Annotated in this window: 26 protein-coding genes and 1 tRNA gene; 16 read left to right on the plus strand and 11 right to left on the minus strand. The window is 59.3% G+C overall.

Annotated features, from left to right (window positions below; genetic code table 11):
- The first annotated feature begins 5 nt into the window (after positions 1-5).
- Both V5735_RS04035 and V5735_RS04040 read left to right on the plus strand, forming a co-directional pair.
- Complete coding sequence (locus V5735_RS04035) at positions 6-1025, plus strand: lipid II:glycine glycyltransferase FemX (RefSeq protein ID WP_423745191.1); 1020 nt, start codon at positions 6-8, stop codon at positions 1023-1025.
- Between the two features lie 70 nt (positions 1026-1095).
- On the plus strand, positions 1096-2196 hold the full coding sequence (locus V5735_RS04040; protein WP_423745192.1) for a hypothetical protein: 1101 nt from the start codon (positions 1096-1098) through the stop codon (positions 2194-2196).
- A gap of 14 nt (positions 2197-2210) precedes the next feature.
- On the opposite strand, the gene V5735_RS04045 is transcribed toward V5735_RS04040, so the two are convergent.
- Positions 2211-3284, minus strand: a complete 1074-nt coding sequence (locus V5735_RS04045) for a M23 family metallopeptidase (RefSeq protein ID WP_423745193.1) — start codon at positions 3282-3284, stop codon at positions 2211-2213.
- 68 nt (positions 3285-3352) lie between these two features.
- Positions 3353-4237, minus strand: a complete 885-nt coding sequence (locus tag V5735_RS04050) for an ArsR/SmtB family transcription factor (protein WP_423745194.1) — start codon at positions 4235-4237, stop codon at positions 3353-3355.
- A gap of 232 nt (positions 4238-4469) precedes the next feature.
- Between V5735_RS04050 and V5735_RS04055 the strand changes: the two genes are divergently transcribed.
- Positions 4470-5162, plus strand: coding sequence for a metallophosphoesterase family protein (locus V5735_RS04055; protein ID WP_423745195.1), 693 nt, complete (start codon positions 4470-4472; stop codon positions 5160-5162).
- A gap of 39 nt (positions 5163-5201) precedes the next feature.
- Here V5735_RS04055 and V5735_RS04060 read toward each other — a convergent pair whose 3' ends face one another.
- The gene (locus V5735_RS04060; protein ID WP_423745196.1) at positions 5202-5939 is read right to left on the minus strand and encodes a histidine kinase; all 738 of its coding nucleotides are present in this window, start codon (positions 5937-5939) and stop codon (positions 5202-5204) included.
- A gap of 187 nt (positions 5940-6126) precedes the next feature.
- Here V5735_RS04060 and V5735_RS04065 point away from each other — a divergent pair, with 187 nt between their 5' ends.
- From V5735_RS04065 to V5735_RS04085, 5 genes are all read left to right on the plus strand, one after another.
- Positions 6127-6891, plus strand: coding sequence for a 2-phosphosulfolactate phosphatase (locus tag V5735_RS04065; protein ID WP_423745197.1), 765 nt, complete (start codon positions 6127-6129; stop codon positions 6889-6891).
- Positions 6892-7008: 117 nt separating this feature from the next.
- Positions 7009-7767, plus strand: a complete 759-nt coding sequence (locus V5735_RS04070) for a sugar phosphate isomerase/epimerase family protein (RefSeq protein ID WP_423746052.1) — start codon at positions 7009-7011, stop codon at positions 7765-7767.
- Positions 7768-7989: 222 nt separating this feature from the next.
- Positions 7990-8817, plus strand: a complete 828-nt coding sequence (locus tag V5735_RS04075; protein ID WP_423745198.1) for a hypothetical protein — start codon at positions 7990-7992, stop codon at positions 8815-8817.
- Positions 8818-9132: 315 nt separating this feature from the next.
- On the plus strand, positions 9133-10011 hold the full coding sequence (locus V5735_RS04080) for a helix-hairpin-helix domain-containing protein (protein ID WP_423745199.1): 879 nt from the start codon (positions 9133-9135) through the stop codon (positions 10009-10011).
- A gap of 86 nt (positions 10012-10097) precedes the next feature.
- A complete protein-coding gene (locus V5735_RS04085; RefSeq protein WP_423745200.1) occupies positions 10098-10691 on the plus strand; it encodes a peroxidase-related enzyme in 594 nt (197 codons plus the stop codon).
- A 564-nt stretch (positions 10692-11255) separates the two neighbouring features.
- Here the strand turns inward: V5735_RS04085 and V5735_RS04090 are convergent.
- Positions 11256-12041 carry a helix-turn-helix transcriptional regulator gene (locus V5735_RS04090; RefSeq protein WP_423745201.1) on the minus strand — a complete coding sequence of 262 codons (786 nt, stop codon included), beginning with the start codon at positions 12039-12041 and terminating at the stop codon, positions 11256-11258.
- Between the two features lie 213 nt (positions 12042-12254).
- Between V5735_RS04090 and V5735_RS04095 the strand changes: the two genes are divergently transcribed.
- The gene (locus tag V5735_RS04095; protein WP_423745202.1) at positions 12255-13076 is read left to right on the plus strand and encodes a hypothetical protein; all 822 of its coding nucleotides are present in this window, start codon (positions 12255-12257) and stop codon (positions 13074-13076) included.
- Between the two features lie 102 nt (positions 13077-13178).
- On the opposite strand, the gene V5735_RS04100 is transcribed toward V5735_RS04095, so the two are convergent.
- Complete coding sequence (locus tag V5735_RS04100) at positions 13179-13430, minus strand: hypothetical protein (RefSeq protein WP_423745203.1); 252 nt, start codon at positions 13428-13430, stop codon at positions 13179-13181.
- 395 nt (positions 13431-13825) lie between these two features.
- On the opposite strand from V5735_RS04100, the gene V5735_RS04105 reads away from it, so the two are divergent.
- A complete protein-coding gene (locus V5735_RS04105) occupies positions 13826-14170 on the plus strand; it encodes a carboxymuconolactone decarboxylase family protein (RefSeq protein WP_423745204.1) in 345 nt (114 codons plus the stop codon).
- A 646-nt stretch (positions 14171-14816) separates the two neighbouring features.
- Here the strand turns inward: V5735_RS04105 and V5735_RS04110 are convergent.
- Complete coding sequence (locus tag V5735_RS04110) at positions 14817-15011, minus strand: cold-shock protein (protein WP_007978806.1); 195 nt, start codon at positions 15009-15011, stop codon at positions 14817-14819.
- Positions 15012-15868: 857 nt separating this feature from the next.
- Here V5735_RS04110 and V5735_RS04115 point away from each other — a divergent pair.
- Complete coding sequence (locus V5735_RS04115) at positions 15869-16612, plus strand: hypothetical protein (RefSeq protein ID WP_423745205.1); 744 nt, start codon at positions 15869-15871, stop codon at positions 16610-16612.
- A gap of 477 nt (positions 16613-17089) precedes the next feature.
- On the opposite strand, the gene V5735_RS04120 is transcribed toward V5735_RS04115, so the two are convergent.
- Positions 17090-17164, minus strand: a tRNA-Arg gene (locus tag V5735_RS04120).
- A gap of 101 nt (positions 17165-17265) precedes the next feature.
- Here V5735_RS04120 and V5735_RS04125 point away from each other — a divergent pair.
- The 3 genes from V5735_RS04125 (at position 17266) to V5735_RS04135 (ending at position 19414) form a co-directional block, all read left to right on the plus strand.
- Positions 17266-18147, plus strand: a complete 882-nt coding sequence (locus V5735_RS04125) for a geranylgeranylglycerol-phosphate geranylgeranyltransferase (RefSeq protein ID WP_423745206.1) — start codon at positions 17266-17268, stop codon at positions 18145-18147.
- 158 nt (positions 18148-18305) lie between these two features.
- Positions 18306-18947 (plus strand): RAD55 family ATPase, encoded by a 642-nt coding sequence (locus V5735_RS04130; RefSeq protein WP_423745207.1) that lies wholly within the window; start codon positions 18306-18308, stop codon positions 18945-18947.
- Positions 18948-19003: 56 nt separating this feature from the next.
- Positions 19004-19414: a CoA-binding protein gene (locus tag V5735_RS04135; protein WP_423745208.1), complete on the plus strand. Its 411-nt coding sequence runs from the start codon at positions 19004-19006 to the stop codon at positions 19412-19414.
- Between the two features lie 43 nt (positions 19415-19457).
- On the opposite strand, the gene V5735_RS04140 is transcribed toward V5735_RS04135, so the two are convergent.
- The 4 genes from V5735_RS04140 to V5735_RS04155 form a co-directional block, all read right to left on the minus strand.
- Entirely contained in the window at positions 19458-21518 is a 2061-nt protein-coding gene (locus tag V5735_RS04140) for an alkaline phosphatase PhoX (RefSeq protein ID WP_423745209.1), read from the minus strand.
- 332 nt (positions 21519-21850) lie between these two features.
- Positions 21851-22270 carry a hypothetical protein gene (locus V5735_RS04145; RefSeq protein ID WP_423745210.1) on the minus strand — a complete coding sequence of 140 codons (420 nt, stop codon included), beginning with the start codon at positions 22268-22270 and terminating at the stop codon, positions 21851-21853.
- 183 nt (positions 22271-22453) lie between these two features.
- The gene (locus tag V5735_RS04150) at positions 22454-23434 is read right to left on the minus strand and encodes a PLP-dependent cysteine synthase family protein (protein ID WP_423745211.1); all 981 of its coding nucleotides are present in this window, start codon (positions 23432-23434) and stop codon (positions 22454-22456) included.
- A gap of 57 nt (positions 23435-23491) precedes the next feature.
- Entirely contained in the window at positions 23492-23797 is a 306-nt protein-coding gene (locus V5735_RS04155; RefSeq protein ID WP_423745212.1) for a DUF5798 family protein, read from the minus strand.
- Between the two features lie 81 nt (positions 23798-23878).
- On the opposite strand from V5735_RS04155, the gene V5735_RS04160 reads away from it, so the two are divergent.
- Positions 23879-24277, plus strand: coding sequence for a DUF7548 family protein (locus tag V5735_RS04160; RefSeq protein WP_423745213.1), 399 nt, complete (start codon positions 23879-23881; stop codon positions 24275-24277).
- An 82-nt stretch (positions 24278-24359) separates the two neighbouring features.
- Complete coding sequence (locus V5735_RS04165; protein WP_423745214.1) at positions 24360-24692, plus strand: DUF5658 family protein; 333 nt, start codon at positions 24360-24362, stop codon at positions 24690-24692.
- Positions 24693-24727: the final 35 nt, after the last annotated feature.

A 24727-nucleotide genomic window follows, 5' to 3' on the forward strand; every position in this document is an offset into this window, starting at 1 on the left:
TACGCATGACGATAGACGTACACGAAGCGGACGACAGCACGCTCGAACGATGGAACTCGTTCGTGGACGAATCGAAGGAAACGACCCCGTTTCATCGGCGCGAGGCGCTCACGCACCTCGCGGAAACGGCGAACGCCGAGGTGCGGTTCCTCGTCGGCTACAAAGGGCAGGAACCGGTCGGCATCTTCCCGATATTCGAGACGACCAAGGGACCGTTCCGGATGGTGTACTCGCCGCCGCCGCACTTGGAGGTGTACTACCTCGGTCCGGCCCTGCTCAACTTCTCGAAGCTGAAACAGCGGAAGGCGGAGCGCCGACATCGGTCGTTCATCGACGGCTGTCTGTCGTGGATAGACGACGAAATCGACCCGCACTACGTGGACGTTCGGACCGTGGACGGGTACACCGATCTTCGCCCCTTCTCGTGGAACGGGTTCGACGTGTCGCCGTCGTACACGTACATCCTCGACCTGACGGAAGACGACCTGCTGATGCAGTTCAGCCGGGACGCGCGGAGCAACGTCAGGAACCGGGACGACGACTGCACGATTCGAGAGGCGGGCGTCGAGGGTATCGAGGCGGTCATCGGCCAGATTCAGAACCGCCACGCGGCGCAGGACAAGGAGTACCGCATCGACCCCGCGTTCGTGACCGAACTGTACGAGCGACTGCCCGAGGGGTGCGTCCGCCCCTACGTCTGCGAGCGCGACGGCGAAATCCTCGGTGGGATGGTCACGCTGGAAGGGGACGACACCATCTATCGCTGGCAGGGCGGCGCGAAACACGACCTCGACGTGCCAATCAACGACCTGCTGGATTGGCACATCATTCGGGACGCGCGGGAGCGAGGGCTGACCCGCTACGACCTCGTGGGCGCGAACCTGCCCCGCCTCTGTCGGTACAAATCGAAGTTCGGCCCGGAACCGGTCGCCTACCACACCGTCCAGCGGAAGGCGACCCGGATGCAGGCGGTGACCGGGGTGTATCGTCGGCTCCCGTCCGCGCTCAGGGTGGTGTCGGAATGAGAGGCCCTGCTGCCGACCCGTTCGCTCCCGACCTGATGGCCGACGATTCCCCGACTGCAAGCCGACGAGCATGACGGAGCGAACACGGAACGGCATCGACCGACGAACACGGAACGGTACCTTCCGACGGACGTACCTTCTCGCGGTCGCCGGGGCCGTCGGTGCCATCGGCGACGTTTCGGCCGTCGGTGCCGAGAGACAGAGCGACGGGTCCCGTTCGAAGGCGGTCGTTCGACCGTCGAGGTTCGTCCTCGAACAGGGCGAGACGTGCGTCCCGCTCGGTGTCGTCACGTCGGACCTGCCGATAGAGACGTTCTACGACTACCGCTCGTCGGACACCGACCCGAAGGGGTGGTACAGCGCCTACGGCCCGGCGACCGACCTCGAACAGGCCGAAAACAGCGTCCTCTACCTCTACCGCGGCCCGAAGGGGACGACCCTCGTCTTCATGCACGGAAAGCGGGGGAGCGACGGCGGCGGGTCGGTCACGTTCCACATCACCGGCCTCCCCGCGGACGGCGAGTGGGCGGTCACCGACGACCAGTACGACGCGCCCACCAACTACGACACCTTCTCGAAGTCGGACGACGGTTGGACCGTGGATTGGACGTGGGCGGGCGATTCCCACCACGGCGGGGGTGCCGACGGCGGCGCGTTCCGAGGTATCACCCGCGACGACGTGGTGACCATCGACCCGGCGTTCAACGCCGACGCGCGGTTGTACAGGCAACACGTGAACCGAAACTACGTCGGACCGGTCGAGAACTGGAACGCGCTCGCCGCCGATTCCGAGGACCATCGGTGGGCGTCGTTGGACATGGAAACGCCGGTCGTCATCCGTTCGGGACAGTGCGCCGGGAACGGCGATTCGACGACTACGACCTCGACCTCGACCACGACTGCCACCGAACCGAGGACGACGCGCGGCGGGAGTCGGACGGAAGAGACGACGAGCGCCAGCGGGAGAACCACGACTGATTCGGGGGGCGACCCGACCGTCACGGACGGCACGACGCCGGTGACATCGACGGCGACCGAAGGGGTGGCGAGCGGACCCGAAGACGGAACCACGTCGAACGGACAGGCCGGGTTCGGAATCCTCGCCGGTGTCGCTGGGTTCCTCGGGATGCTCGGTGCGAGTCGCTACTTCGAGCGGGAGAACTCCGACTGAGCGGACTGTGCGCCTCAGTCCGCTTTCGGGACTACCCGCTGGCCCGCCGAAATGTAGCGGGGGTCGTCGGGGTCGTCCGACGCGGCGGACGCGACGTCCTCGAACCGAATCGGCAGCCCCATCCCGAGGTAGAAGTTCGGGCGGTCCTGGACGTGGAAGTGAAGGTGGGGTTCCGTCGAATTGCCGGAGTGCCCACAGCGACCGACCTGCTGTCCGCGTTCCACGCGGTCGCCCTCGGCCACCGCGACGCTTCCGCGCTGGAGGTGTGCCAAGAAACTGTACTCGCCGTCGGCGTGTTCGATGGTGACCCAGTTGCCGAGGATATTGCGTTGGCGCAGGTCGAGCCACCCGCCCGCACGGGGGCCGTCCCGATGGCCATCGTTCGCCGCGACGACGACGCCATCCGCGGGGGCGCGTATCGGTTCGCTGTAGCAGTAGTACTGGTCTGGACGCGACCCGTCGCCGGTGTGAGTGCGACCCTCCTCGTCCGTTATCACGAAGTCGAGGGCGTATCGCTGGGCGAGGATGCTCCACGAATGGGAGCGCTCGCGGGTGGGGCCGCCGTTGATGACCGTCCACGTTTTGCCGTCCGTCGGGGCTGTACCACTATCAGCGTCGCCGGTGGCGTCGTCCCGAGATGCGCCGTCGCCGAACGGCAACCGGTAGGCGGTCGCCTGTGCGAACCGGTCGGGATTCGGCAATCGACCGCGGTATCGAAGGAGCGTCGGGACGTGTCCGGCCAGTTGGAGCACGCCTTGTACGAACACGAACGGGTTCAACTGCAACAGCAGAAGCGACAGACGCGACCGTCGCGTGTAGGATTTTCCGCCGATGGCGACCCAATCGGTCGGGTCCTCCTCGTCCCCGCCGAACGAGGGAAGGAAGCCGCGGACGAGCGGCCACAGCCCGAACAGGAAGAACAGCGCGAACCGTCGGAGCGGCCGAAGCGATGGGAACAGGTAGCCGGGTATCGAGAGAAACCCGAGGAGGGAGAGGAACGTCGGGTCGGGGAGACGCCCGAGGAGTCCCTCGCGTCGGGTCGATTCTACTCCGTCACCGGAATCGGACGGGCCGTGTGCGCCGGACATCGGGAGTAGATGGGGTCGTCTCCCGCTTCAGTGTTTGGCGAACGATTTTTCGATTGAACTTTTGACATTCACTCCGCGGTTCGCCGCGTCGTCTCCGTGACGTGAGCGGTGTCGTCTATCGTGACGGATAGCTCCTCGTCTTCGAGCCGGAAGGTGAGTCGGAGGCTGTCGTCGTCGCGCTCGTCCACGAGCGACCCGTCGTTCTGTGCGAATTCGAGCTCCCACAGGTTTGCCGTGCGGACGGAGCGCCCGTGGCGATTGTACAACGCGTTTACCTCCGGATGGCTCAACAGGCAGAATCCGATGGGACCGAGGAGTTGGCCGCCACACGTCTCACAGACCGCGTGGAATCGCGGGACTACATCCACCCCCGCTTCCGTTTCGACCGGCCGGACCGCGGTCGAAATCGAATCGTAGCACTTGGGACACGTGCCGAGGAGCGACAACTCCACGGCGCGGCGGACCAACACCGTCGCCAACTCGACCAGTTCCTCGACGGTCGCGTCCGCGGCGGCGTTCGGTGGTACCCCCCACTGGAACAAGGGATGGTCGTTGTCACAGGAGACGGAGAGAACGCCGTCCTCGTACGCGCCGATGGCCGTCTCTCCGCATTCGCTGCACGCGCTATCGAGTTCGACCGGACCGAGCGTTTCGCGCCCGGTGTACGTCCCCGCGAGGATGGCGGACGCCATTTCGACGCCCGCGTAGTTGAGTCGATATCCCTCGTCCGTCTTCTCGACGAAGTGCCCGCGGAGCTTCTTCAGATGGTACAGAAACCGCCCCGAGTCGCGGATGCCGACGCGCTTTCGCAACTCGGAGAACGGCAACGCCGGATTGCCCGGCCGCTCGCGGTGGGTGTCGGCGAGCGCTTCGATGATTTCGACCCGAATCGGGTCGCTGAGCGCGCCGAACGCCGTTGCCGGGTCGATAGCGTCGTCGTCTGGCGAATCCATGGATTCCTTCGATATCGGACCGAAGGGCCGTGTGAGTGTAAACCCACTGAACTGACGCCGCCGTCGGTTCCGGCGGCGAGCGGCGGGCGAGTAGGCCGTCTATCTCGGTGGATGGCCGTCGTTGAACACCGCCGGTTCCGTGTTGCGCGGGGGATTTCTCGAGCGCGGGATTCGGAGCGTTTCGGAGCTTATTTCTACGCCCGTTTGAGAACGGTCACCTACGACACAACAAATGAACTCGGCCCCGTTTAATCGGAGTATCTCGGCCCAGCACCGCGCCATCGACCTCGCCGACTGGAACGACGTGTACGTCATCGGCGACGTCCACGGGTGCCGGAAGACGCTCGACAAACTCGTCGGCGAACTCGCGCCGAGCGACGACGACCTGCTCGTCTTCGTCGGGGACCTCGTTCGACGCGGGCCGGACAGTCACGGCGTCGTCGAACTCGTCCGCTCGTCGGACAACATGCTCTCCGTTCGAGGGAACAACGAGGAGAAACTGCTCCGTGGCCGACGCGTCACGCCGGACCTGACCGAGGCGGACCTCCGCTGGCTCTTTTCGCTTCCGGTCGTCATCACGTGGGAGAACGCGCTCGTGGTCCACGGGGGCATCGACCCGCGAAAGCCGCTCGGCGAGCATACGGTGGACGACTTACAGAACGTGGAGTCGCTCGGCGACGACGGCCGCCCGTTCTGGTGGGAACGCTACTCGGGAGACGACCGGGTGTTTTTCGGCCACACGGTGCTCGAACGACCGGTCGTCGAGGACGCCGCGGTCGGCCTCGACACCGGTTGCGTCTACGGGGGCGCGCTGACGGCCTACGACGTTCGCCGCGACCGAACGATACGCGTCGAACCCGCCCGCACACACAAGGAACGGCCGCCGGAGAAGTTCGTACGCCCGTTGCTTGCGACGCCGAAGTGAGCGCTCGGGCGGTCCGGCGGAGCGGATACACCGAGACCGTCAGCCCCGCAACGCGTCCTCGATGGAGTCCGCGAGCGCGGTTTCGAGGTCGGTGTGTTTGAAACTCGTCGCCGGATTGCTGTCGACCGCGACCCAGCGGTCGTCCACCCGAATCACGTCGACGCCGAGCGCGCGCGCACCGAGAAACTCGAGCAGTCGTTCGATTCGGGCGGCCACGTCCGGGTCGACGGTGCCGGGACCGAGGCGTTCGCGCTCGCCGTGGAGCTTCGAGTCGAACCGCACGACCGCCGTGTGGGTTTCGGTGCCGTCGTGGACGGCGTAGTACTTGTGGTCCGGCCCGTCGGCGTCGAGGAGTCGCTGATAGAAATCCCCGACCCCGTTCGCCACGGGGTCGTCGCCGATGTCGATGAACCCCTTCGCCACGTAGTCGCCGTCCGGCGGTTCGGTCAGAATCGACGGGATACGAAACCCGGCGGCGGCGAGACACCCGAGTTGGGACACGCGATTGAACAACAACAGGGAGGCCACGTAACCGTTCCACGTCCTGATTCCGTTCCGTTCGGCGTATTCGAGCGCGTCGAGCGACTCCCACCGCGCCTTCTTGTTGACGAGCACGGTCAGTCGGTCGAGGCGGTCGCGCGGTTGTTCCACGCCCGGTTCCAGAAACTCGACGCCGTACCCCCGCTTCCGTAGGGTTTCGGCGACGACGCCGAACACCCGATGATTCGGATCACAGACGATTCCGATACGTTCGTCGTCGATGGCTTCGTCCCCCATGGTGAATCACCCTGCCACGGTGTACCACTCGCGTTCGTATATGTCTTCGTGGCAACAGGCAGCGAATCATGACTGACTATATAGTACTCTGTAGGGATATTACAGAGCGCTTTTCTACCTAGATGGGCGTTAAACTACCTGCATACGCAATCATTGCACGTTCCTATTCGGACACTCCAGATACTCTATGCAAAATACGAACCAACTCTCTATCGACTTCGATGGGGACCACATCCGACGATGCGAGGACCTGCCAACGGAACCCGCTCCCGGCAACTACGTCATCATCGACGTCATGTTCTTCTCGACCACCGTCGTCGAATTGCTGGCCGCGGGTGCCCAATCCGTCCACGTCCCCGAAGAACGCGGACTGGAGTTCGAGTACCGGTCGGACAACGCAGACGCGAAAATCGGTGGCGGCCGCACCGAGGCGTTCGAACCCGAGGACGGGTACGACTTCTTCAACTCCCCGAGCTACGTGCAGTCGGTCGACGTTACGGACCGTCCCACGAGTTTGACCTCCTCGAACGGCGGGCGTGCGATATCGAACCTCCAAGAACTCGGCGGCGATGACGTCGACGTCTACATCGGGTCGACGACGAACGCAGCGGAGCTGGCCCGCCACCTCCCCGACGACGAGGAGACGTACCTCGTCAGTGCGGGGTCGAAGGGCGAGTGGGCGACGGAGGACGACCTCGGTGCCGCCATGATCGGTCGATACCTGAACGACTATCCCCTCCTCGATTTCGAAGTCGAGATGTTTCGGGACATGCTGCAGGTGGCGAAGGGCGAGAACTACGTCGAGCGACACGAGGTCCGCCGCCGGGACGTCGAGGAGTTCGTGCAGGCCATGAACAGTCGGTCGGTCGTGCCGAAACTCGTCGGCGGCGAGTTCGTCGACGTGAGCGAGTCGCCGCTGCAGACGGCGGCCCAACCTGCGACCTCTGACTGATCTTTTCCCCGTCGGTTCTACCGTATTCGTTTCGATGTCGGGGACCACGCCTGTCTCCCGTGTGTGAATAACGGCTATACGCTCTGCGGACGCAGTACTACGGCGGTGAGTACAACTATGCAGTTCGGTGCATCGCTCGACGTGCGGTTCGATGAATCGGTCGAGGAATTCGTTCGCTTCTTGGGGGAACAGGGGCTCTCACACGTCGAGCTACGAAAGGGGTACTTGGACGTGCGCTCGGACTCGCCGAGCCCGGACCGATTGCGCCGCATCGCGGACGACCACGGGGTGACGTACACCGTCCACATGCCCCACCGCGACTGCAATCTCGGGAACCAGAACGAACGGCTTCGACGGGCGTCGGTCGAAGCCGTCGAGGAGTCGTTGGATTTGGCCGCGGACATCGGTGCCGGTGGCGTCGTGGTTCACGGCGGGTCCGTGCGGACGCGGTATCCGGAACGCGCACAGGAACACGGCCGCGAGCAAGCCGTCCGCTCCGTCCGCGAGTGTGTCAGCTACGCCGAGGAGGTCGAAGTGCCGGTCTGTCTCGAAAATCAGCGCGATAAGGCATCGAGCCGACGGAACACCGCGGTCCCCGACCGGTTGGCGGCGTTCGTCGACGACATCGGTATCGACTCGGAATTCTTCCGGTTCACCCTCGACGTGGGGCACGCGAAGGCGACGGGGGTTTCCTACGAGGGGTTCGTCGAGCGATTCGGCGACCGCATTCACATCGCTCACCTCCACGACAACGACGGGACGGGCGACGACCACGACCCGCTCCCGGAGTTTCGGGCGGTCGCGGACGAAATCGGTGCCGAATACAACGTTTTCGAGATGAAGTCGCTCGAGGATATTCGCCGGTGCGTCTCGTGAGGTTCGTGAGCGATTCCACACCGCCGGTCCGTCGGCGCGTCGCGTTTGGGAGGCGAAGTATGGCCGTCCCTAACTCTCACCCGACCGTTCCGATGCCGTTCGACGCGCGTACGCCTGGAGACCCATTTTATATATCTATATATAGATTATGTTGACATAACCGTGCTATTGAGTGGTAGGTATACACAATTTCTATACGTACACTCATGCTAGAGAGTGTCTGTGTCGCTTAACAAAAAATCACAAGGGAGGGAACAGTCTCGACAGCGGGTGGGGGTGATCTGTAACGAGGAACACGACGTGTTCTCGGTCGTTGGAGACGAACTTCGCAATCGCGGTCTCCGTGTCGATTTCTTCGAGCCCGGAACGCCGCTGTCCGAGGAAACTATCTCGAATCTCGACTTGCTGATGAACAAGAAGGTGGACCCGCATTCGTTTCGTGCGCTGGAACGGGCCGAATCGGAGGGTATTGCGACGTGGAACGGCTACAAAACGGTCCTCCTCGGCGCTCGTCTCGTCGGGTATCGCGTGCTCGAACGGGTGGGCTGTCGGGTGCCACCGGTTTCGTTCGAAAAACCGTCGGGTGATTACGTGGCGAAGACATCCTTCGACTGGCACTTCCATCCCGACCCCGAGTTCAACGGAGAGGGGGATTTCTATCAGGAACTCGTCCCGGCGGATCCCATCGATCACAAGTACTACGCCGTGGACACCGGCGACGAAATAGTCGTCCGAGTGCTCCGTGCGAAGTCGAAACTACGCGGGAAAAAGGAGTACATCGACCTCATCGACCCCGAACCGGAGTTGGCGGAGAAAATACGGAACGTGATGAAACTCACCGACTCGCAAGCCATCGGCGTTGACTTCATCGAATCCGACGACGGCTACTGGGCCGTGGACGTGAACCCGGCGATGAGCTTCAGACAAGCCGAGATGGAAGACCAGCTGGTCGAGTCGGTCCTTGCAGTGCTGTCGCGCGATACCGACGAACCGACCGAGGCGGCAACCCGTCCGGTGCTCACCGAACGGGAACTCGGCACGGGAGACTGACACCTCGGTGACGGTAGTGGTCCGTCCGAGCGAATTCCGTTTCATCGTACCACGTCACCGTCGTAGTGTTTATGCTACTTACGGTCGTCCATGTGCGGTGGGCCCGTCGATACTGGGGCTATCGACGAAACGGGGGGTCGGGCGACGTGGTTGCGTCCACCGAACGGACTGCCGGAAGAGAACCGTGGTTCGACGGGACAGCCAGTCGAGTACCGACGCCAAGGAGCGACCCAAACGACATCACAACACCATACCGTCGGTTGCTCTCCCGGTGTCAGCAACGTCGATACGATACAACACATCATAAAAATGACCATGAAAGTAATCTGCGAAAACGGACTCATTCTCGACTGCAAAGGCTACAAAGCGGTAGACAGTGGCGTCATTCTGATGGATGACGAGGACCGAAAGAACGTCGTCGGATTCGTCCCGAGCGAACACCTGGAGTACGTCGTTTCCGAGGACGTTTTCGAGGAGAACCGGAAGCTGCTCGGCGTTCCGGAACCCGAAATCGAATCGCCCGAGGAACTCGACGATCAACTCGACCGATTCGAGCGGGAAGTCGCCGAACTGGAGAAGAATCTGGACGAGCAGACCGATGCGATGTCCGAGGAGGAAGTCGAACTCCACGAAGAAGTCGAGGAGCGACGACAACACCTTCAAGCGCACGTCGAATCGGTCCAATCCCAACTGTCCCAGGTCATCGACCGAGCGGAGCACCTGCGACGGCTCTCGGAAAGTGGGGAAACGGTCGAAACGGAAGCGGGAGAAGCGGACGCCACAGCGGAGGCGGGCGCTTCATCCGCCGTGGAAATCGACGAGACGAGCGAGGACGTCGAGGCACTCCGTCACGAACTCGACGACCGCCTCTCGGCTATCGAGGACCGCCTCGAAACCGTCGCCGAGACGGGCGAAGCGGACGACGAGTCCGACGACGGTGACGACTCGGAGGCGGAGGAAGCGGAGAGCGAAGAGAGTGAAGAGATGGAGGCGGAGGGCGACGGCCAGCACCTCGAACGGATCGACGGGTTGGGTGACACCTACCGCTCACGGCTCGAGGACGCCGGTATCGGCTCCCTCGACGACCTCGCATCGGCCGAACCGAACGACGTCGCCGAGGCGGCGAACGTCCCACGGACCAGAGCCGAAGGGTGGGTCGAAGAGGCCTCCGAAGAGCAACGCTCGAACGCGTGACGGACGCTACCAGTTTTTGTTTTTCGTGTCCGACCGTCTCGGAACCGGACGACTTCGTTAAGTGAGAACACACCGAATCGGGAGGTATGTCCGACCCGACCCTCTCCGACGAGGCGCAGCGACGATTTCCCGTCCCCGACTACGAGGAGATCCCCGACGACCTTCGCGAACGCATCGACGAGGAGACCGAACGCGCCGGATTCACGCCGAACGTGTTCGCGGCGCTCGCGTACAAGCCCTCCCACTTCCGCGCGTTCATGGCCTTCCACGACGCGCTCGTCAACGATACGTCGCTCGACCGCGAGGAGGTGGAGATGATAATCGTCGCCGTCTCCGGTGTCAACCACTGCTATTACTGCAACGTTGCCCACGGCGCGCTCGTTCGCATCTACGCGAAACGGCCCACGCTCGCCGACCAGTTGGTGGCGAACTACCGGCAGGCGGACGTGAGCGAGAAGCGGATGGCGATGCTCGACGTGGCGGTGAAACTCACCGAGCGCCCGACCGAGGTGTCCGACGACGACCTGCAACGACTGCGCGACGTCGGGTACAGCGACGAGGAAGTATGGGACATCGGGAGCGTGACGTCCTTTTTCAACCTCTCGAACCGGATGGCCACGTTCGCCGACTGGCGGCCGAACGACGAGTTCCAAACGATGGGCAGGGAACGACGCGAGTAGCTTTCCGTGACGAACGAACGTCAGCACTCGAATCGTGCCGTCCCATCGCGCTAAAAATCGACCGCTCCGCCGGATTTGTCGTACGAACGGGGGTGGAATCGAACCACCGGGGCCACGAAGTGGCCGCCACCGACGCGGGGTCGATGGTGCTTCTACCAACAAGCAACCCGTTCTCGTCCCGGAGTCCCCCACCGGAGCGCGGCATGGCCGTGCCGGGAAGCGGGCACGACCTGACTGGCGTGAGTATGCCGTGGAACACGACGTTGGGCAGCTGTGCTCGAACGTCTCGGAGTGCGTGGCGACCCGGTCGCACCCTACGACGCTCGCAATTCATCCAATGGCCGCATCCGGTATTGTTATACGGTCCCTACCGTCGAATAATCCGAACGGAACGCACCACGACTGACGACGGACCCGTTGATTCGGAATGGGTAGTTACCGGGATTCATGGGGTCCGCTCGTCCGAAACATCGATAACGAGTTGCGAACCGATCGACCTCAAGACCGCGCTCGAACTATACCACAAAGACGAGGAACCGATTTTGATGAATTGTTCGACCGGCGTCAGGAGGATTCTCCACGAGGGGAAATTGGTTCTGCATTTTGTTTCACACGGTCGTACTGTTCCTCTGCCCACATGAGGGCGTCGTTGGTGTCATTGACTATCAGCCCGGCGATACCTTGGTCGGTGAAGACGGTGATTCCGGCGCGGTCACTATCGAATATCGAAAGCCCGAACGAGAACGGAATGGAAGCGTGGAAGACATTCGCATTCGGGTCGTCCAGTACGTCTGTCGCTACTGACGGATACGTTGAGTAAAACCATTCGTGGACCTCTGGGGGGATGATCACTTCGAGTGAGGCCTCTCTTCCTGAGGTCCCATTCCGGTAGAACCGATCCCCATATCCAGCAACGATGTTGGGTGTCACCACGCGCACCGTAGTCGCTGCTTCGGCATGGTCGAGAAGCGTCGTCATTACGGCGTCTTGAACCCTCGAATGAGTCTCGTGGGTGTCCGCACCCTCGATAAACGGCCAGTTCACCTCGGTATCCGTGTCTAAGGAATCAAGCACCGGTAAGGCGTCGGTAAGCCTGCCAAGTTGGCCAAGGTAGTCACGATGTACGTGGAAGACCATCTGTCCGAGAAACGTTGGATACCACTGACCATCTCTGTATTCGACGAGATCAACCTGTTCGAGCTCGCGAATGACATCATCGAGCGTCGAGCGAGGCATATCGAGCGTTTCCACGAGTTCCGGCTTCGTGTGGGGTTGATTGACGAGTGCACGGACGCACTCGTTGCGCTTGAGCAGAGTGGTGGCGATATCCTCGGGGACAGGAAGTGACATCACAAACAACGTTCTAATGGATTTGCTTAAAATTTTTGTAAGGATTGGAATGGAAATATAGTGGGTTGCTCGACTCTTTTGTGGTGGCGGACGGCTCGTTCTCGGACCGTCTTCCGGTAAAAAGGCGAACGTTTGGTACGGGACGTACTCCTTTCGTAAAATATGAACTCTCCGTAAATTTCTGAACGAATAGTATAATTATATGTCTGTGAGATGTCGGAACTGGGTGTTACAATGCCCAACGATCCCAGTGAAAGTTCAACCGAACCGTCTTCAAAATCGAATCGTCGAAATATCCTCAGGACGCTCGGCGTCGGTGCAGTTGCAGCACCCCTCGGTATTCAGTTCGCGGCTGCAAGCGGCTCCAACGACGGTAAAAGTACGTTCGACACGTCGTTCGATCCAGACGACAAGAAAAAGGTTGCCAAATTCGTCTCGGATACGTTCGAGTGGTCGAATCGAGTCCATCAGCAAGCAACGGCAGCCGACGCCGGTAGCGTAATCAAGGACCAGCGACAGAAAGTGATCGAGGACCTCTCCGACGAGCAACTTCACTCCGTTCAAGAAGTCCTCCGCGATGTGGATCTCACTGTCGCACCCCAATCCACGAGCGATCCGAATGGGGACCCACGAACGGACGCGGATATCTCTCCAAGTAGCTGCAACAATTACGGTGACACCGTTGCAGCGTACATCCACGTCCCGTACGTCGGAAATACACTTCACGCGTTCACGTTCGAGATCGACATCGGTTGGTGTGTCGACGGTGACAAAGTCATCAATGTGTCTCCGTCAACGATCGGAAACGCTCAGGGCTACGTCCTCGTCAACTGGGACTACAAAGGCGTCTCCGACGAGAGTCTGACGTTCCATCCCGATAAGTACTATGCCATATCGTACCAGAAAGGGAAGTATAAGCGGTGTATCGTCGCCAGTTCCGGCGTCTCCTGTGTAGCGACCGACTACGGCTGGATCGAAGCCGTCGTGTACAACGACCGCTCCGGCCGTACGACCGACAAGGGGACGGCCGGATAAACTCACCATCGAGAAGTGTGACTTTGTGATACCTCCTTCGGGGACACAAATAGACTTTTTTTGTAGCTTGCCGGAAAGTGCGTCAAGCACACCGAGTTTATCTTAGCTCCAGTGGAGCAGATAGAGAAGATAGACGCTAGCCCCTGTAACGACGACACCGATGCCAGCAAAGCCGATAGCAGCCAAACCGGTCGTATAAAATGCAATTTGGACGGCTTGCAGACCGACGAGAGTCGCAAACACTGCCAGTATTGTCCAAAAAATAGTTGAGAGAACGGATCGCCCCGCTTCCGAAGCACCCTCTTTTACGGCACGTTGAATCTCGGCCTCGGTGAGGTTGTCGGAGTTTTCCATGATAAATTCTATGCTCGCCATCCACTATAAGTTGATGGTGTAACACTATCAAGGCGATTCGACGCCCGCAGAGAATTCGAGGCGGAAACGAACGCCTTCAGTGGTGCGTTACTGACAACCGGAAGTCCGTAGGCGCGACGGAGCATCATTGATGCCGGGGTGTCATTTACCTCGGAAGCGTCGCCCAGAATAATGGACGCTGCAAGCTTTTGTTTCACCGTCGAACGAACCGCTCTTTCGGGCGTGAGGAGACTGAATTCAATTATAAGAAATTTATATATGGAAGCGAATCTGAACTCCTGTACTGTCAATGCAAGAAATAGGCGCACGTGTCCTGTTCCCGTCAATTGAGAAATAACCTCAAAGACATGTGATTTGACATCGATCGGTCTTCTATGAGTCGCTCTGAAGAGTTGTCTGCGTTCAAAGCATCGCTCGGAGAACTGGTGGAAGACGCACCCGAACTCGAACAGTTCGTCGGGTTCGTCGAGTCCGCCGAAACGACGACCGTCATCGACCACAAAACCAAGGAGTTGATGTCGCTCGCCATCGGCGTCGTCACCCGGTGCGACCACTGCATTCTCTGGCACACCGATGCCGCACTGGAGGCCGGTGCGACCCACGAGGAAATCATCGATACGCTGAAGATAGCCGTCGCAATGGGAGGCGGTCCGGCAATGACCTATGCGATTGTCGCGTACGAGACACTCCAAGCGCTTGAGGCCGAGCGCAACGAGTAACAAACCTCTCTCCGCGTTCGACCATGAGCCGAATCGTCCTTTCGGGCGTGAGGCGACCGAATCCGGGAACTATGGAAAACTGGTATTTGTCGATAACGAATAAGTGAGACACTCTGTGGATTGTGTGAAAACTGAAAGCGGGAACTACGAATACGACCCCACTGTGGGGAAGAGACCGTTGGACCTATCGAGTAACCGTCTTAGGGGATTTGTCTTACTCCGGTAGTTGCCTGCTCTGTTCTGTATCGATTACTGCTTCTCCTCGAAGGGTTCATCTCGCTGTTCGAACACTACCGTGAGCCTCCCTGGTCTCTGACGTTGGGCGGCATTGTGGATCCCCTCGAAATGCTCTAACATCTCCGTTGAATCACTCGTTCCGGCACGGACCGTCCGTGACTCCTCTCGGAGCGTGTCGTACAGTCAATTCAGCAATCTTTCGACGGCATGTGCATCGTCCTTCGACGTAATCTCGAAGGTGGCCTCGTACTCACCCATACTGTCGCATAGGTTCTTTCGAGGGATAGGGTTATCCCAAACGGGCTCTCTACCGTACCGTCCGTCAAACAGCGATAGTTCTCTCCGGGAAGTTCGACTGGAGAAATGAAGTTACGTCGTATCGCCGTGTGGCGACGGTACGAAACGTTAGTTAGTTGCGGACGACGTTTGTCGCGCGCGGGCCCTTGGGGGCCTGTTCGATGTCGAATTCGATATCGGTCCCTTCCGTCAGGTCTTCGCCGCCAACGTCTTCCATGTGGAAGAACACGTCGTCGTCGGAGTCGTCAGTCGAGATGAAACCGTAGCCGCCAGTGTCGTTGAAGAAATCAACCTTACCGTTTGCCATTACAACTAAACAGAGACCCACCACACGGATATACCTACCGCATTCGTTTTTTAATCCGGGAATTATTTAGACAAACATCCAGAACAGAGGAGTTTCGATCTTTATTTGACCAATTGGGTGGTTCTGTGGAGAAGACACACCGAATTCACCAGAACGAACGGTTCCTTCTACTGAACCCATACTTCTCGATCGGCGAGGCCCTTGCTAATGGTCGGGTCATGAATCTCGGTGGAAACCACTCAGCCGTTCGACTATCGAACGACTTGTCCTTTCAGGCGTGAGGCGGCCGAGTTCGGCCGTCTCAAAATCGCCATACTTGTGAGACAATTTAATGATGTGTATTTCTCATGAAGTATCTGTGGTGTAGGTCGGTAGTTTTCGCTTATCGTCCGGGTTTCCCTAGATGTGAACTTTCTATCATTTTGGCTTGAAGAGTATGCAAATCACTACCGAGTGTGTTTAGCAGACCCAGCGATGCAAGTAGTTTTGACACTCATTGACATTATGAGCTTGAGAACCACTACTGCTATATATCTATCCAGTCTTTGATGGAAATATGGCAGCCGAATCAGACGATACTAGTTTATCTCGTCAACAGCGTCTCATAAGTGGACTATTGGGTGTCGTGCTGACAATATTGTATGCTTATCTTTCCAGCTATGTTGGGAGTAAGTTGACAATTATACTGGTAGCCTTTCCACTAGCATGCATACTACGAACCTTCCAACAAAGATCTTGGAAAAGATCCTTTATGAATGCGAGTGCAATTGCTCTGGGACTTCTTTTGTCTACCTACCTCAATATATTTTAATCTAGTCTAGAACTCCTTAAATAGTGCCAAGAAGATATACATCTGAATGGTAAACAGACGTAAGTTTCTGAAACTTAGTTCAACTGGAATTGCGGGAACAAGTGCATTTAGTGGGATGGCCTCTGCAGCGGAACATTCTACACCAGACGAAATTATTAGTAGCTCAAAAGTAGTGGAAGAAACCGATGAATATACAATTAGAAGAACTGAAACGGAAGACGGAATCGTATACACTCGATTCAATAAAATCGAAGGGACTGTTGAGGTGTTGCCAGATTATGGTACGGAAGCATCTGCGTCTACATTCTCTCAAGAACGAGTAGGTACAAGTGCCACAACTAGCGGAGTTAAGGTTATTGAAACATCGACTCCCTATCGTATTGAGATAGAAAATCAATGTCATATTAAGAGATGTGGTAGTGGTTATGACCACATAATTTCTGGCACCGCATTTAGATTTGTGGGATGGGCGAACACAATTGCTAATGCAGTACTTGCAAGTGCTGTTCTTAGCACCCTTACTGAAAGACTCCCTGCTCTCGCAGTTTCTGCGATTAAGAACCATGAAACAGTGGCAAATGCTTTTGTTTCGTTATTTGCAGGCGAAGTTGCAAATAATTCGTACTCGTTTGCAGTATACGACTATGATTTGGGTGGTTTCGGGATCTACTCCCCTGCAATCGGCGGTGGATTTGCAAATGTATGGAAAGCTCGGAAAAATGCCCTTATCCCACATCCAACTTTGCTTGGTGCAGGTATGAAAGACACACATTTAGGGAGTAACTGCTGAGGCTCCCGTTCCCCGGCAGAAGTTATATTTTGCCCAACATTTATTGCGAGGACTCGGTGCTCTGTGGGGTATAAAAGTACCCGAAGTTTGTGAAACATCGATTAAAATGACAATATTTTAATACAGAATAGTCCTCTGGTGAAGAGTATTTCCACTCTCGCTAGAACTAGGTAATCCAATGTTTTATAGATGGACCTAAGATAACCAGTAGTTTCCTAACATACCATTGCCGATCTACTGACTTTGGATGTGGTTTAATCGTAAGAAGGCTTCGACCCCCGTTCAGTTCCTAAACGAAATCTACTCGACCAACAGGGGTCGATTTATAAGGAATCCACTCACGTCTGTTGGATTTGTATCGTTCATAAACATGGGCGCTGCAGGATTTGAACCACGATCGTTCCGCTTTGCTCCACTCCTTGATTCAAATCCTTCGCGGACATCATCCGCTCGTCACGTTCGTTCTTCGCAGAATGATGGGCGCTGCAGGATTTGAACCCGCGGCAACTTGGTCCGAAGCCAAGCACTCTGTCCAGACTGAGCTAAGCGCCCGTACTCATTCGTACTGGCCCCTACTTTTTAAACGTCGTGGTTTCATCTCGCGAAAATCGCATTCCGACCATTTATACGGCGTGGACCGAGTACGTCGCCGTATGAGTATCGACGGGCGTGCGAAGGGACTGTTCGAACTCACACGTCCGGGGAATACGTTCGCGGCGGGCGTGCTCACGTTCATCGGCGCGTTCGTCGCGGGCGGCGTCTTCACCGACTCGCAACCGGTGCAGGTGGTCGCGGCCGTGGTGGCGACGTGGTTGGCGACGGGGGCGGGCAACGCCATCAACGACTACTTCGACCGGGAGATCGACCGCATCAACGCGCCGGAGCGACCCATTCCGCGGGGAGCGGTTTCGCCGAAGGGAACCTTGCTATTCAGTATCGTGTTGTTCGTCGGTGCCGTGGTCGCGGCGCTCGCGTTGCCCGTCTTCGCCATCGCCATCGCGGCGCTCAACCTCCTCGCGCTCGTGGCCTACACGAAATTATTTAAGGGCCTACCGGGGGTCGGGAACGCCGTCGTCGCCTATCTCGGCGGGAGCACGTTTCTGTTCGGCAGTGCGGCGGTTGCGGCCGACGCGGGAAGCGTCGGCGTTCCGGTCGCACAAATCCGAACCGCCGCGATTCTCTTTTTGCTCGCCGCGCTCTCGACGTTCACGCGGGAGATAATCAAGGACGTCGAGGACATGGCTGGCGACCGGGAAGAGGGATTGAACACCCTTCCGTTAGCCATCGGTGCACGTCGCGCGACGGCGTTCGGTGCGATACTGCTCGTCGTCGCCGTCGCCGCGAGTCCGCTGCCGTACCTGTGGGGCGTGTTCGGACTGCCCTATCTGGTGGTCGTCGTTCCCGCGGACGCCATCATGCTCTATGCCGCCGCCGAGAGTTTCGGGAACCCGACAGCCGGACAAAATCATTTGAAATATGGTATGTTTCTCGCGGCGTTCGCGTTCGTCATCGGTCGGATAGCCGTCCTCTTTTGAGCGTTTTCGCCGGGTCAGATAGCAATCAAAAAGAATATAAGCGGGACCCAATATATTAATCCCAGATGATACAGGGGGAGAAAACTGACGTTTCGCTCACCGTTCCCCCGTTTCGCTATCGAATCGGAAGGTGCAACCGTGTACAGTGAGGGTTCACGATGTACGACTTAGGTGGGGTGTTCGCGGGGAGAGATATCAATCCCGGGACGAACCTGGTCGTCGCAGGGCCGCCGATGACGGGAAAGCGGCGTCTCACATTCGACATGCTCGCACACGGTAACCGTTCAGGCGACGGTTCGATACTCGTGACGACGAAAAGCGCGGGCAAACAGGTGCTCTCGGAGTACGAATCGCGCCTCGACGAGCCGGACAGTCCCATCGGTGTCGTGGATTGTGTTTCGAAACAGCAGGGAATGGCTCCGCAACGGACCGACGGTATCGAATTCGCGTCCTCGCCGGTGGACATGACCGGCATCGGAATCAAGCTCTCGGAGTACCTCCAGCGATTTTACGATTCGGGCGTCCGTTCCAACCGCATCGCGTTCGATTCGCTTTCGACGCTCCTCATGTACTCGAACCTCCAAACCGTGTTTCGGTTCCTCCACGTTTTCACCGGCCGCGTCCAGAGCGCGGAGGCCCTCGGACTGTTCGTCATCGACTCCTCGGCGCACGACGCGCAGACGATGAGCACGCTCCGACAGTTGTTCGACGGCGAAATCGAAGTTCGAGAAGACGGGGACGACGGGTCGGAAATCCGGTTGAAGGGCGTCGGCCCGACGACCGAGTGGCGGCGAGTGTAGCTCTCGACCTGTCGAAAGAGCCAATACTTTTGCGCATTCGTGGCGTCAGTTCTCCCATGACTATCGAACGAGACGACGAACTGCGGGACGTCCTCGAACTCGACACGGTGGCGGTCGTCGGCTGCTCTTCGACGCCCGGAAAGGACGCCCACGAGATTCCGAAATACCTCCGCGACCACGGGTACGAGGTCATCCCCGTCAACCCCTTCGCGGACGAAATTTTCGGACGGGAAGCGGCGGATTCCCTTGCAGCCGTGGACGAGGAGATAGACATCGTGGACGTGTTCCGCCCGAGCGATGAAGTTCCCGAAATCGTGGATGCCGCTCTCGAACGGGACGACGTGGATACCGTCTGGATGCAGTTGGGTATCCGCGACGACGACGCGGCGAAACGTGCGGAGGACGCCGGAAAACGAGTCGTTCAAGACCGCTGTATGAAGGTCGAGTACGGCCGGTTGATGGGGTAACGGGGACGAACCCATCGAGAAACCCGCCGAATCGCTGTTTCCCTTACGCCTCGGGTTCGTAGACGTACAGACAGTCGTTGCTGTAGGATCGACCGAACTTATCGGCGTCCTCACAACAGAGGACGCGACCGTCGTCCATCACGTAGATATTGTCGACGTTGATGAGGGCGTCGTCCGCGATGTCCGCCGGGTCGCTCGCGTCGGGGCCGACGATGACGGGTTCGAGGGTCGAAACGTTGTAATCGTCTTCGAGTTCGGCGCGGTAGACGACGCCGCCGTCCACGCGGTCCAGTCGGATGTCACCGAGCGTGTCGGCCAGCGCGTCGTTGAGCGCCGAAATGGCGAAGTAAACGTAGTCGCCGGGTTGCGCGCCGTCGACGCTATCGACGCCTTCGGCCTTGTTGAACTCGATGGTCGCGCCGACTTCCTTGGCCGCCGCACGGGTTTCGAGGAAGGGAACCTTCCGGAGTTCCTCGTCCACCCCGTTCGGCCCCTCGTTCTCGTACTGCTCGGCCCACTCGACGATCTCCTCGTTCGTGATGTAGTTCCGGTTGCCGTTTTCGACGACTTCCTTATCGGCCTCTTCGAGCGCCGCGTTGAGGTCGTCTTCCCAGTCGGTGTCGGCGTGGGTGTCGAGATAATCGACCTGCGTGACGTCGTCGTAGTGGGAAATCCACTTTTCGACTTCGGCGTTTGACGCGTGGCCCAACTCGAGCCACTCGAATTCGAGGTCCACGTCGGCGGGCGGGTTCTTCTTCGCAGCGTCCGCGTTGGTCACCTTCGGCGCGTACAGGGTTCCGGCGACGTTCATCGGGTCGCAGTAGCCGTCGATTTCCTCGTCGGCGACGAACTTGTAGATTCCCTTGCTGTCGCCGTCGGAACAGCCGTACACGGTTCGTTTGTCGCTCTGGATGTCGGGGGACTCCCACGACGCTCGGCCCATCACGTAGTATTTGATGGGTTCTGGCGTCTCCGCCGTCGGCTCGCGGAAATCGACGAAGTAGCCGTAGCGGTACGGGTTCGGGTACACGTCGCCGATGGGGTTCGTCGTGTTCCGCTCGTCCTCCGCGGACTGGTCGACCGGTGTGGCAGTCTGGTCGATGCGTTCGGCACCGAGGTAGTACGCGAGGAATTCGAGGCCCGTGAGCGCCCAGTAGCCTTGGACACCCCACGACTCGTCGCCGTAGTATTCGTCGATGGCTTCCTGAATTCCGCTCGGATTCGGTCGGTTCCAGAACTGACAGCCGCCGATGAGGTTCTTCCCGCTTCCCTTCTCCACGATGTCGCTCACCGTCGCGGTCAGCGAAACGCGGGGTTGAGCGTAGTTCTCCTCCGCGGAAATCATCGTGTTCCACGGACTGCGGTCGCCGTAGCAGTTGATTCGCGTCCCGCCGAGTTCTCGCATCGGTTCCGTGTTTGCGAGGTTGATGGCGTTCTCCAGGTCGGCGGTCCAGCCGCCGTCTCCGCCCTGACTGATGGGTATTCGGGACACGTTTCCGGGACTGTTTTCCCAGTTGGTGAACAGGTACCCTTCGGTACCCTCCTCGTCGGTGGGGACGAACTGGTTACAGTCGGGATTGAATCCGGCGTCGCCGTACTGCGTCCCGGCGAAGTTGTCCCGCGTGATATCCCACCCATCCGGCGTCTGGGTGACGCCGAGTCGTTCGGTGCCGCCGTTGATGCGGTCTTCCTCCCGTGCGAGGAACGTGAAATCGCCGCTCGCGCTTCGAACCATCCCTTTCTCCTCGTTCGTTTGCGGCGTGGGGAGGCCGGAGAAATCGTCGTTGCGTCCGTCCATCGAGAACCGGAATCCCTCGAAATAACCGATGCCGGACCTGTTGTAGGGTGCGGGGTTGTCGCGGCTCGGGTGTTGAAGGCTGTACAGCGGCGTTCCGTCCTCGAAGACGAACGGGCCGGTGACCTCCGCGCCGAACGCGGTGGACGAAAAGCGCTTGAGGTTGCCCCTTACGTACGGTGCACTCGGAGTGTCGTCGTCCTCCGGCGGTTCGGTGCTTTCGATACCGATGACGTTCGATGAAACGCTCGCGCCTAGCGTCGCGGCGACCGATGTGGCCATCAGTTTGCGTCGGGTGAACTCGACCATGCAAGCGGTGATTTACAGTAGGATAATATGTAAATTTATAATAGGTGTATTTGCTATATTGGACGGATGCGACGTCTATGTACCTATTCCCCCGACACTGTTCAAAAAATTAGACATTCGAACGTCGACCGCGAGAACACCGTGCTTTCACGGGAATCGACGAATTTTCGGTCGATTATCCTTTTCTCTCCCGTTCTATTGTTCCCGAACGAATTTGATATCGTATGAGAATGTGGTGTAATATGAGTGGTGACAGGTGACTTACCACGGAGCTATCGACTACTCCCCTCCCGGAAAACAGAACGTCCCTTCCGAGTGACGTGCGAGTTCCCCTACTCCATCCCCATCTCTTCCGCGCCAGTACGTATCTCTTCGGCTCGTTTCCGAACCGTCGAAACGTACCGCTCTATCTCCGGAGGGGTTTTGCCGTAGAACGAGGCGACCCAATTGAGGTCGGTGTACGGTTGGGTGAGGAAATACGCGGACAGCGTATCCCGACCCGCCTGGATTATCTCCGGCGGGACGCCACGTTCGCCCGTTCCCGCCTCCTCGAACCCGTTCACGTCGAAGTACACGTCCGCGTACAGTTCCGCCAACTCGGGGTCCTCGAACCGAACTCCTTCGTGGTTCGGTGCTTCGAATCGGTAGCGAGCGCTCCCATCCTCGGCCGATATCGTGACGATTCGGACTCCCAGTATGTACTCCCTGTATATCGTCTCGGCGGGAGTCGCATTTCGATCAGTCTGTGACATGGATAGTTGGTCGTGGTCGCTCGACCGCCACCGAGACCGATAGCCGTCGGTCCTCGGATGTAGAGGTCCAAGGAGGAGCGTCGTTTAGTAGTTTGATAATTCCACTATATACGGCTCCGTACCTTGCACCCGCAAAAGTCACTCAGTGCCTCTCCTTCTCCATGTACCTCTCTAACCCCGTGCTTATCCCTCCCACTCGGCGAACGAGCGGTAGATTCCCTTCGAGAGGTAGCGCTCGCTGGAGTCGGGGAAGATGGTGACGACCGAATTTCCGGGGACATCGATTTCGCCGTCCCGAATCTTCTCGGCGACCTGTTGGGCCGCGATGCTCGCTGCACCGGCCGAGGAGCCGACGAGGTGGCCCTCCTCGCGTGCGAGCCGTTTCAGTTCGTCGTGGGCGGTTTCGTCCGGCACTTGGATGATTTCGTCCACGAGTTCGGGGTCGAACAGTTCGTTGGTCGTCGGGTCGTGCGTCCCGATGCCCTCTATTTTGTACTCCTCCTCGGGTACGTCGGCTCCCTTCGTCGTGGAGTAGAGCGACCCTTCCGGTTCGACGGCGGCGACGTAGGTATCGGGGTGCTGGTCGCGGGCGTACTTCGCCATGCCCATCAGGGTTCCGGCGGTGCCACACCCGGCAACGACCGCGCCGATGTCGCCATCGAGAGCGTCGTAGAGTTCCGGTCCCGTCGTCTCGTAGTGCGCTTCGACGTTCAGCGGGTTGCTGAACTGCTGCGGAACGACCGCGTTTTCGGTTTCCTCGGCGAGCTGGTGGGCGCGCTCGATAGCGCCGCCCATGCCGTCCGCGGTCGGCGTGTTGATGACCTCCGCCCCGAGCGCGCGCATGAGCTGTTGCTTTTCGAGGCTGAATCGTTCCGGGACGACGAACACGGCGTTCACGCCGAGTTGTCCTGCGGCGATGGCGAAGCCGATACCCGTGTTTCCGGCGGTCGGTTCGATGACGGTCCCGCCGGGTCGGAGTTCGCCGCTGTCGAGCATCGCCTCTATCATGTACTTCCCGATGCGGTCTTTGACGCTCGCGCCGGGATTGAACGACTCAACTTTCGCGCACACTGGTACCTCGTCGGGGGCGGCCTGAACACGGACGAGCGGGGTTCGACCCACCGTGTCGAGGACCGATTCGAGCGGTTCCCGATGTGTCGTCATGTCGCAAAAATTGACGGGAGGGCTGTTAGTCGTTGTTATGTCTTCCGACTCGGTGCGTTACGTGCTCGCTTCGACCGTCTCGTCGGTCGAGTCGTCCTCCGCTTCGGCCTCGCCGTCCGCCTCGGCGGATTCGACTTCGGACAGCACCTCGTCTACGTCGATGCCTTCCTCACGGGCCAACGCCTCGATGAGTGCCTTCTGGTGTTCGTTTTCCGCTTCGAGTCGCTCGACGCGCTCGTTCGTCGTCTCCAGCGTCTCGCGCATGTCTACCAACTGCTCGCGCATCTCGTTGAGTTTAGCGTACAGTTTCTCCGCGGTGTCGGCGACTTTCTGAATCTTTTTGGCCGTGCTTCCGAGTCCCATATTCCCCCATTCGTTCCGGAGTAATGTGGGTTTTCCGACTCAAGCAGGACGCTTAACTCGGTTCCACGGATGGGTATGCACATGAGCAAGGCGCTGAAAGCCGGTATGGTGTCGTGTCTGGTCGTAGTTGCGCTCGTTTCCCTGCCGTATTTCGTCGCTCCGGCGGCGGCGGTCAGCGTCTACTACGATACGATTCCCGTCCCCGTCGAACTGCTCGACGTTCTCCTCTCTCTCGTCGCGTTCATCGCGTTCGGGTCCGCGCTGCGCGGCCGGTCGGACCCGGCGACCGTCGCGGGCGTCACCCTCGTCCTCGGCGGCTTTCTGGCGGGCATTACGCTCTGGTGGGCCGTCGTGACCCCCGCGTCCACGTTGATCGAAGCGGCACGCATGGACGCGTTGAACGGGTATCGCTGGGTGGTGTTCCTCGCGACGCTTGCCGTCCCCACAAGCGCGGGTTGGTACGCCCGAACCGTGCTGTAGTCGTCCCTTTTGGGTCCACAGCGATGTGTTACTCCCCGACAGTCGGCCTATAACAAAGTAACGTGACGGTGCAGGTGGTAGCGTGTCGCCGAACGCTCTCTCCCGCCTGTGGTCGCACGTCTCTCCCCCGTTGCTGATAGCCGTGTTAGGAGTGATGCTCGGCGACGTGATAACGACCGGTATCGGTTTGGAACTCGGGCTGAGCGAGGGGAACCCGTTCGTCGCCCACCTCCTCGCCGAGATGGGACTGGTCGGATTGCTCCTTCTCAAAGCGGCGACCGTCCTCCTCCTCGTGGTCCTCTCGGGATGGACCCAGCGGTCGCGTCGGACGTTTCGACTCGGAAGCATCGTCTATCTCGTCGTCGGACTGCTCGTCGTCGTCTCGAACGTCGTGGCCATCGCCACGGTCGGATGACTTCCGGGCCAAAGTCGAAGCCTGACGCCATTCCG

The sequence above is a fragment of the Haladaptatus sp. SPP-AMP-3 genome (assembly GCF_049568665.1).
GTDB lineage: Archaea > Halobacteriota > Halobacteria > Halobacteriales > Haladaptataceae > Haladaptatus > Haladaptatus paucihalophilus.

What these genes read in the sequence shown, in the direction of transcription:
- V5735_RS04035 (WP_423745191.1), top strand. Translation starts at nt 6, where the DNA reads ATGACGATAGACGTACACGAAGCGGACGACAGCACGCTCGAACGATGG.
- V5735_RS04040 (WP_423745192.1), top strand. Translation starts at nt 1,096, where the DNA reads ATGACGGAGCGAACACGGAACGGCATCGACCGACGAACACGGAACGGT.
- V5735_RS04045 (WP_423745193.1), bottom strand. Translation starts at nt 3,284, where the DNA reads ATGTCCGGCGCACACGGCCCGTCCGATTCCGGTGACGGAGTAGAATCG.
- V5735_RS04050 (WP_423745194.1), bottom strand. Translation starts at nt 4,237, where the DNA reads ATGGATTCGCCAGACGACGACGCTATCGACCCGGCAACGGCGTTCGGC.
- V5735_RS04055 (WP_423745195.1), top strand. Translation starts at nt 4,470, where the DNA reads ATGAACTCGGCCCCGTTTAATCGGAGTATCTCGGCCCAGCACCGCGCC.
- V5735_RS04060 (WP_423745196.1), bottom strand. Translation starts at nt 5,939, where the DNA reads ATGGGGGACGAAGCCATCGACGACGAACGTATCGGAATCGTCTGTGAT.
- V5735_RS04065 (WP_423745197.1), top strand. Translation starts at nt 6,127, where the DNA reads ATGCAAAATACGAACCAACTCTCTATCGACTTCGATGGGGACCACATC.
- V5735_RS04070 (WP_423746052.1), top strand. Translation starts at nt 7,009, where the DNA reads ATGCAGTTCGGTGCATCGCTCGACGTGCGGTTCGATGAATCGGTCGAG.
- V5735_RS04080 (WP_423745199.1), top strand. Translation starts at nt 9,133, where the DNA reads ATGAAAGTAATCTGCGAAAACGGACTCATTCTCGACTGCAAAGGCTAC.
- V5735_RS04085 (WP_423745200.1), top strand. Translation starts at nt 10,098, where the DNA reads ATGTCCGACCCGACCCTCTCCGACGAGGCGCAGCGACGATTTCCCGTC.
- V5735_RS04090 (WP_423745201.1), bottom strand. Translation starts at nt 12,041, where the DNA reads ATGTCACTTCCTGTCCCCGAGGATATCGCCACCACTCTGCTCAAGCGC.
- V5735_RS04095 (WP_423745202.1), top strand. Translation starts at nt 12,255, where the DNA reads ATGTCGGAACTGGGTGTTACAATGCCCAACGATCCCAGTGAAAGTTCA.
- V5735_RS04100 (WP_423745203.1), bottom strand. Translation starts at nt 13,430, where the DNA reads ATGGAAAACTCCGACAACCTCACCGAGGCCGAGATTCAACGTGCCGTA.
- V5735_RS04105 (WP_423745204.1), top strand. Translation starts at nt 13,826, where the DNA reads ATGAGTCGCTCTGAAGAGTTGTCTGCGTTCAAAGCATCGCTCGGAGAA.
- V5735_RS04110 (WP_007978806.1), bottom strand. Translation starts at nt 15,011, where the DNA reads ATGGCAAACGGTAAGGTTGATTTCTTCAACGACACTGGCGGCTACGGT.
- V5735_RS04115 (WP_423745205.1), top strand. Translation starts at nt 15,869, where the DNA reads ATGGTAAACAGACGTAAGTTTCTGAAACTTAGTTCAACTGGAATTGCG.
- V5735_RS04125 (WP_423745206.1), top strand. Translation starts at nt 17,266, where the DNA reads ATGAGTATCGACGGGCGTGCGAAGGGACTGTTCGAACTCACACGTCCG.
- V5735_RS04130 (WP_423745207.1), top strand. Translation starts at nt 18,306, where the DNA reads ATGTACGACTTAGGTGGGGTGTTCGCGGGGAGAGATATCAATCCCGGG.
- V5735_RS04135 (WP_423745208.1), top strand. Translation starts at nt 19,004, where the DNA reads ATGACTATCGAACGAGACGACGAACTGCGGGACGTCCTCGAACTCGAC.
- V5735_RS04140 (WP_423745209.1), bottom strand. Translation starts at nt 21,518, where the DNA reads ATGGTCGAGTTCACCCGACGCAAACTGATGGCCACATCGGTCGCCGCG.
- V5735_RS04145 (WP_423745210.1), bottom strand. Translation starts at nt 22,270, where the DNA reads ATGTCACAGACTGATCGAAATGCGACTCCCGCCGAGACGATATACAGG.
- V5735_RS04150 (WP_423745211.1), bottom strand. Translation starts at nt 23,434, where the DNA reads ATGACGACACATCGGGAACCGCTCGAATCGGTCCTCGACACGGTGGGT.
- V5735_RS04155 (WP_423745212.1), bottom strand. Translation starts at nt 23,797, where the DNA reads ATGGGACTCGGAAGCACGGCCAAAAAGATTCAGAAAGTCGCCGACACC.
- V5735_RS04160 (WP_423745213.1), top strand. Translation starts at nt 23,879, where the DNA reads ATGAGCAAGGCGCTGAAAGCCGGTATGGTGTCGTGTCTGGTCGTAGTT.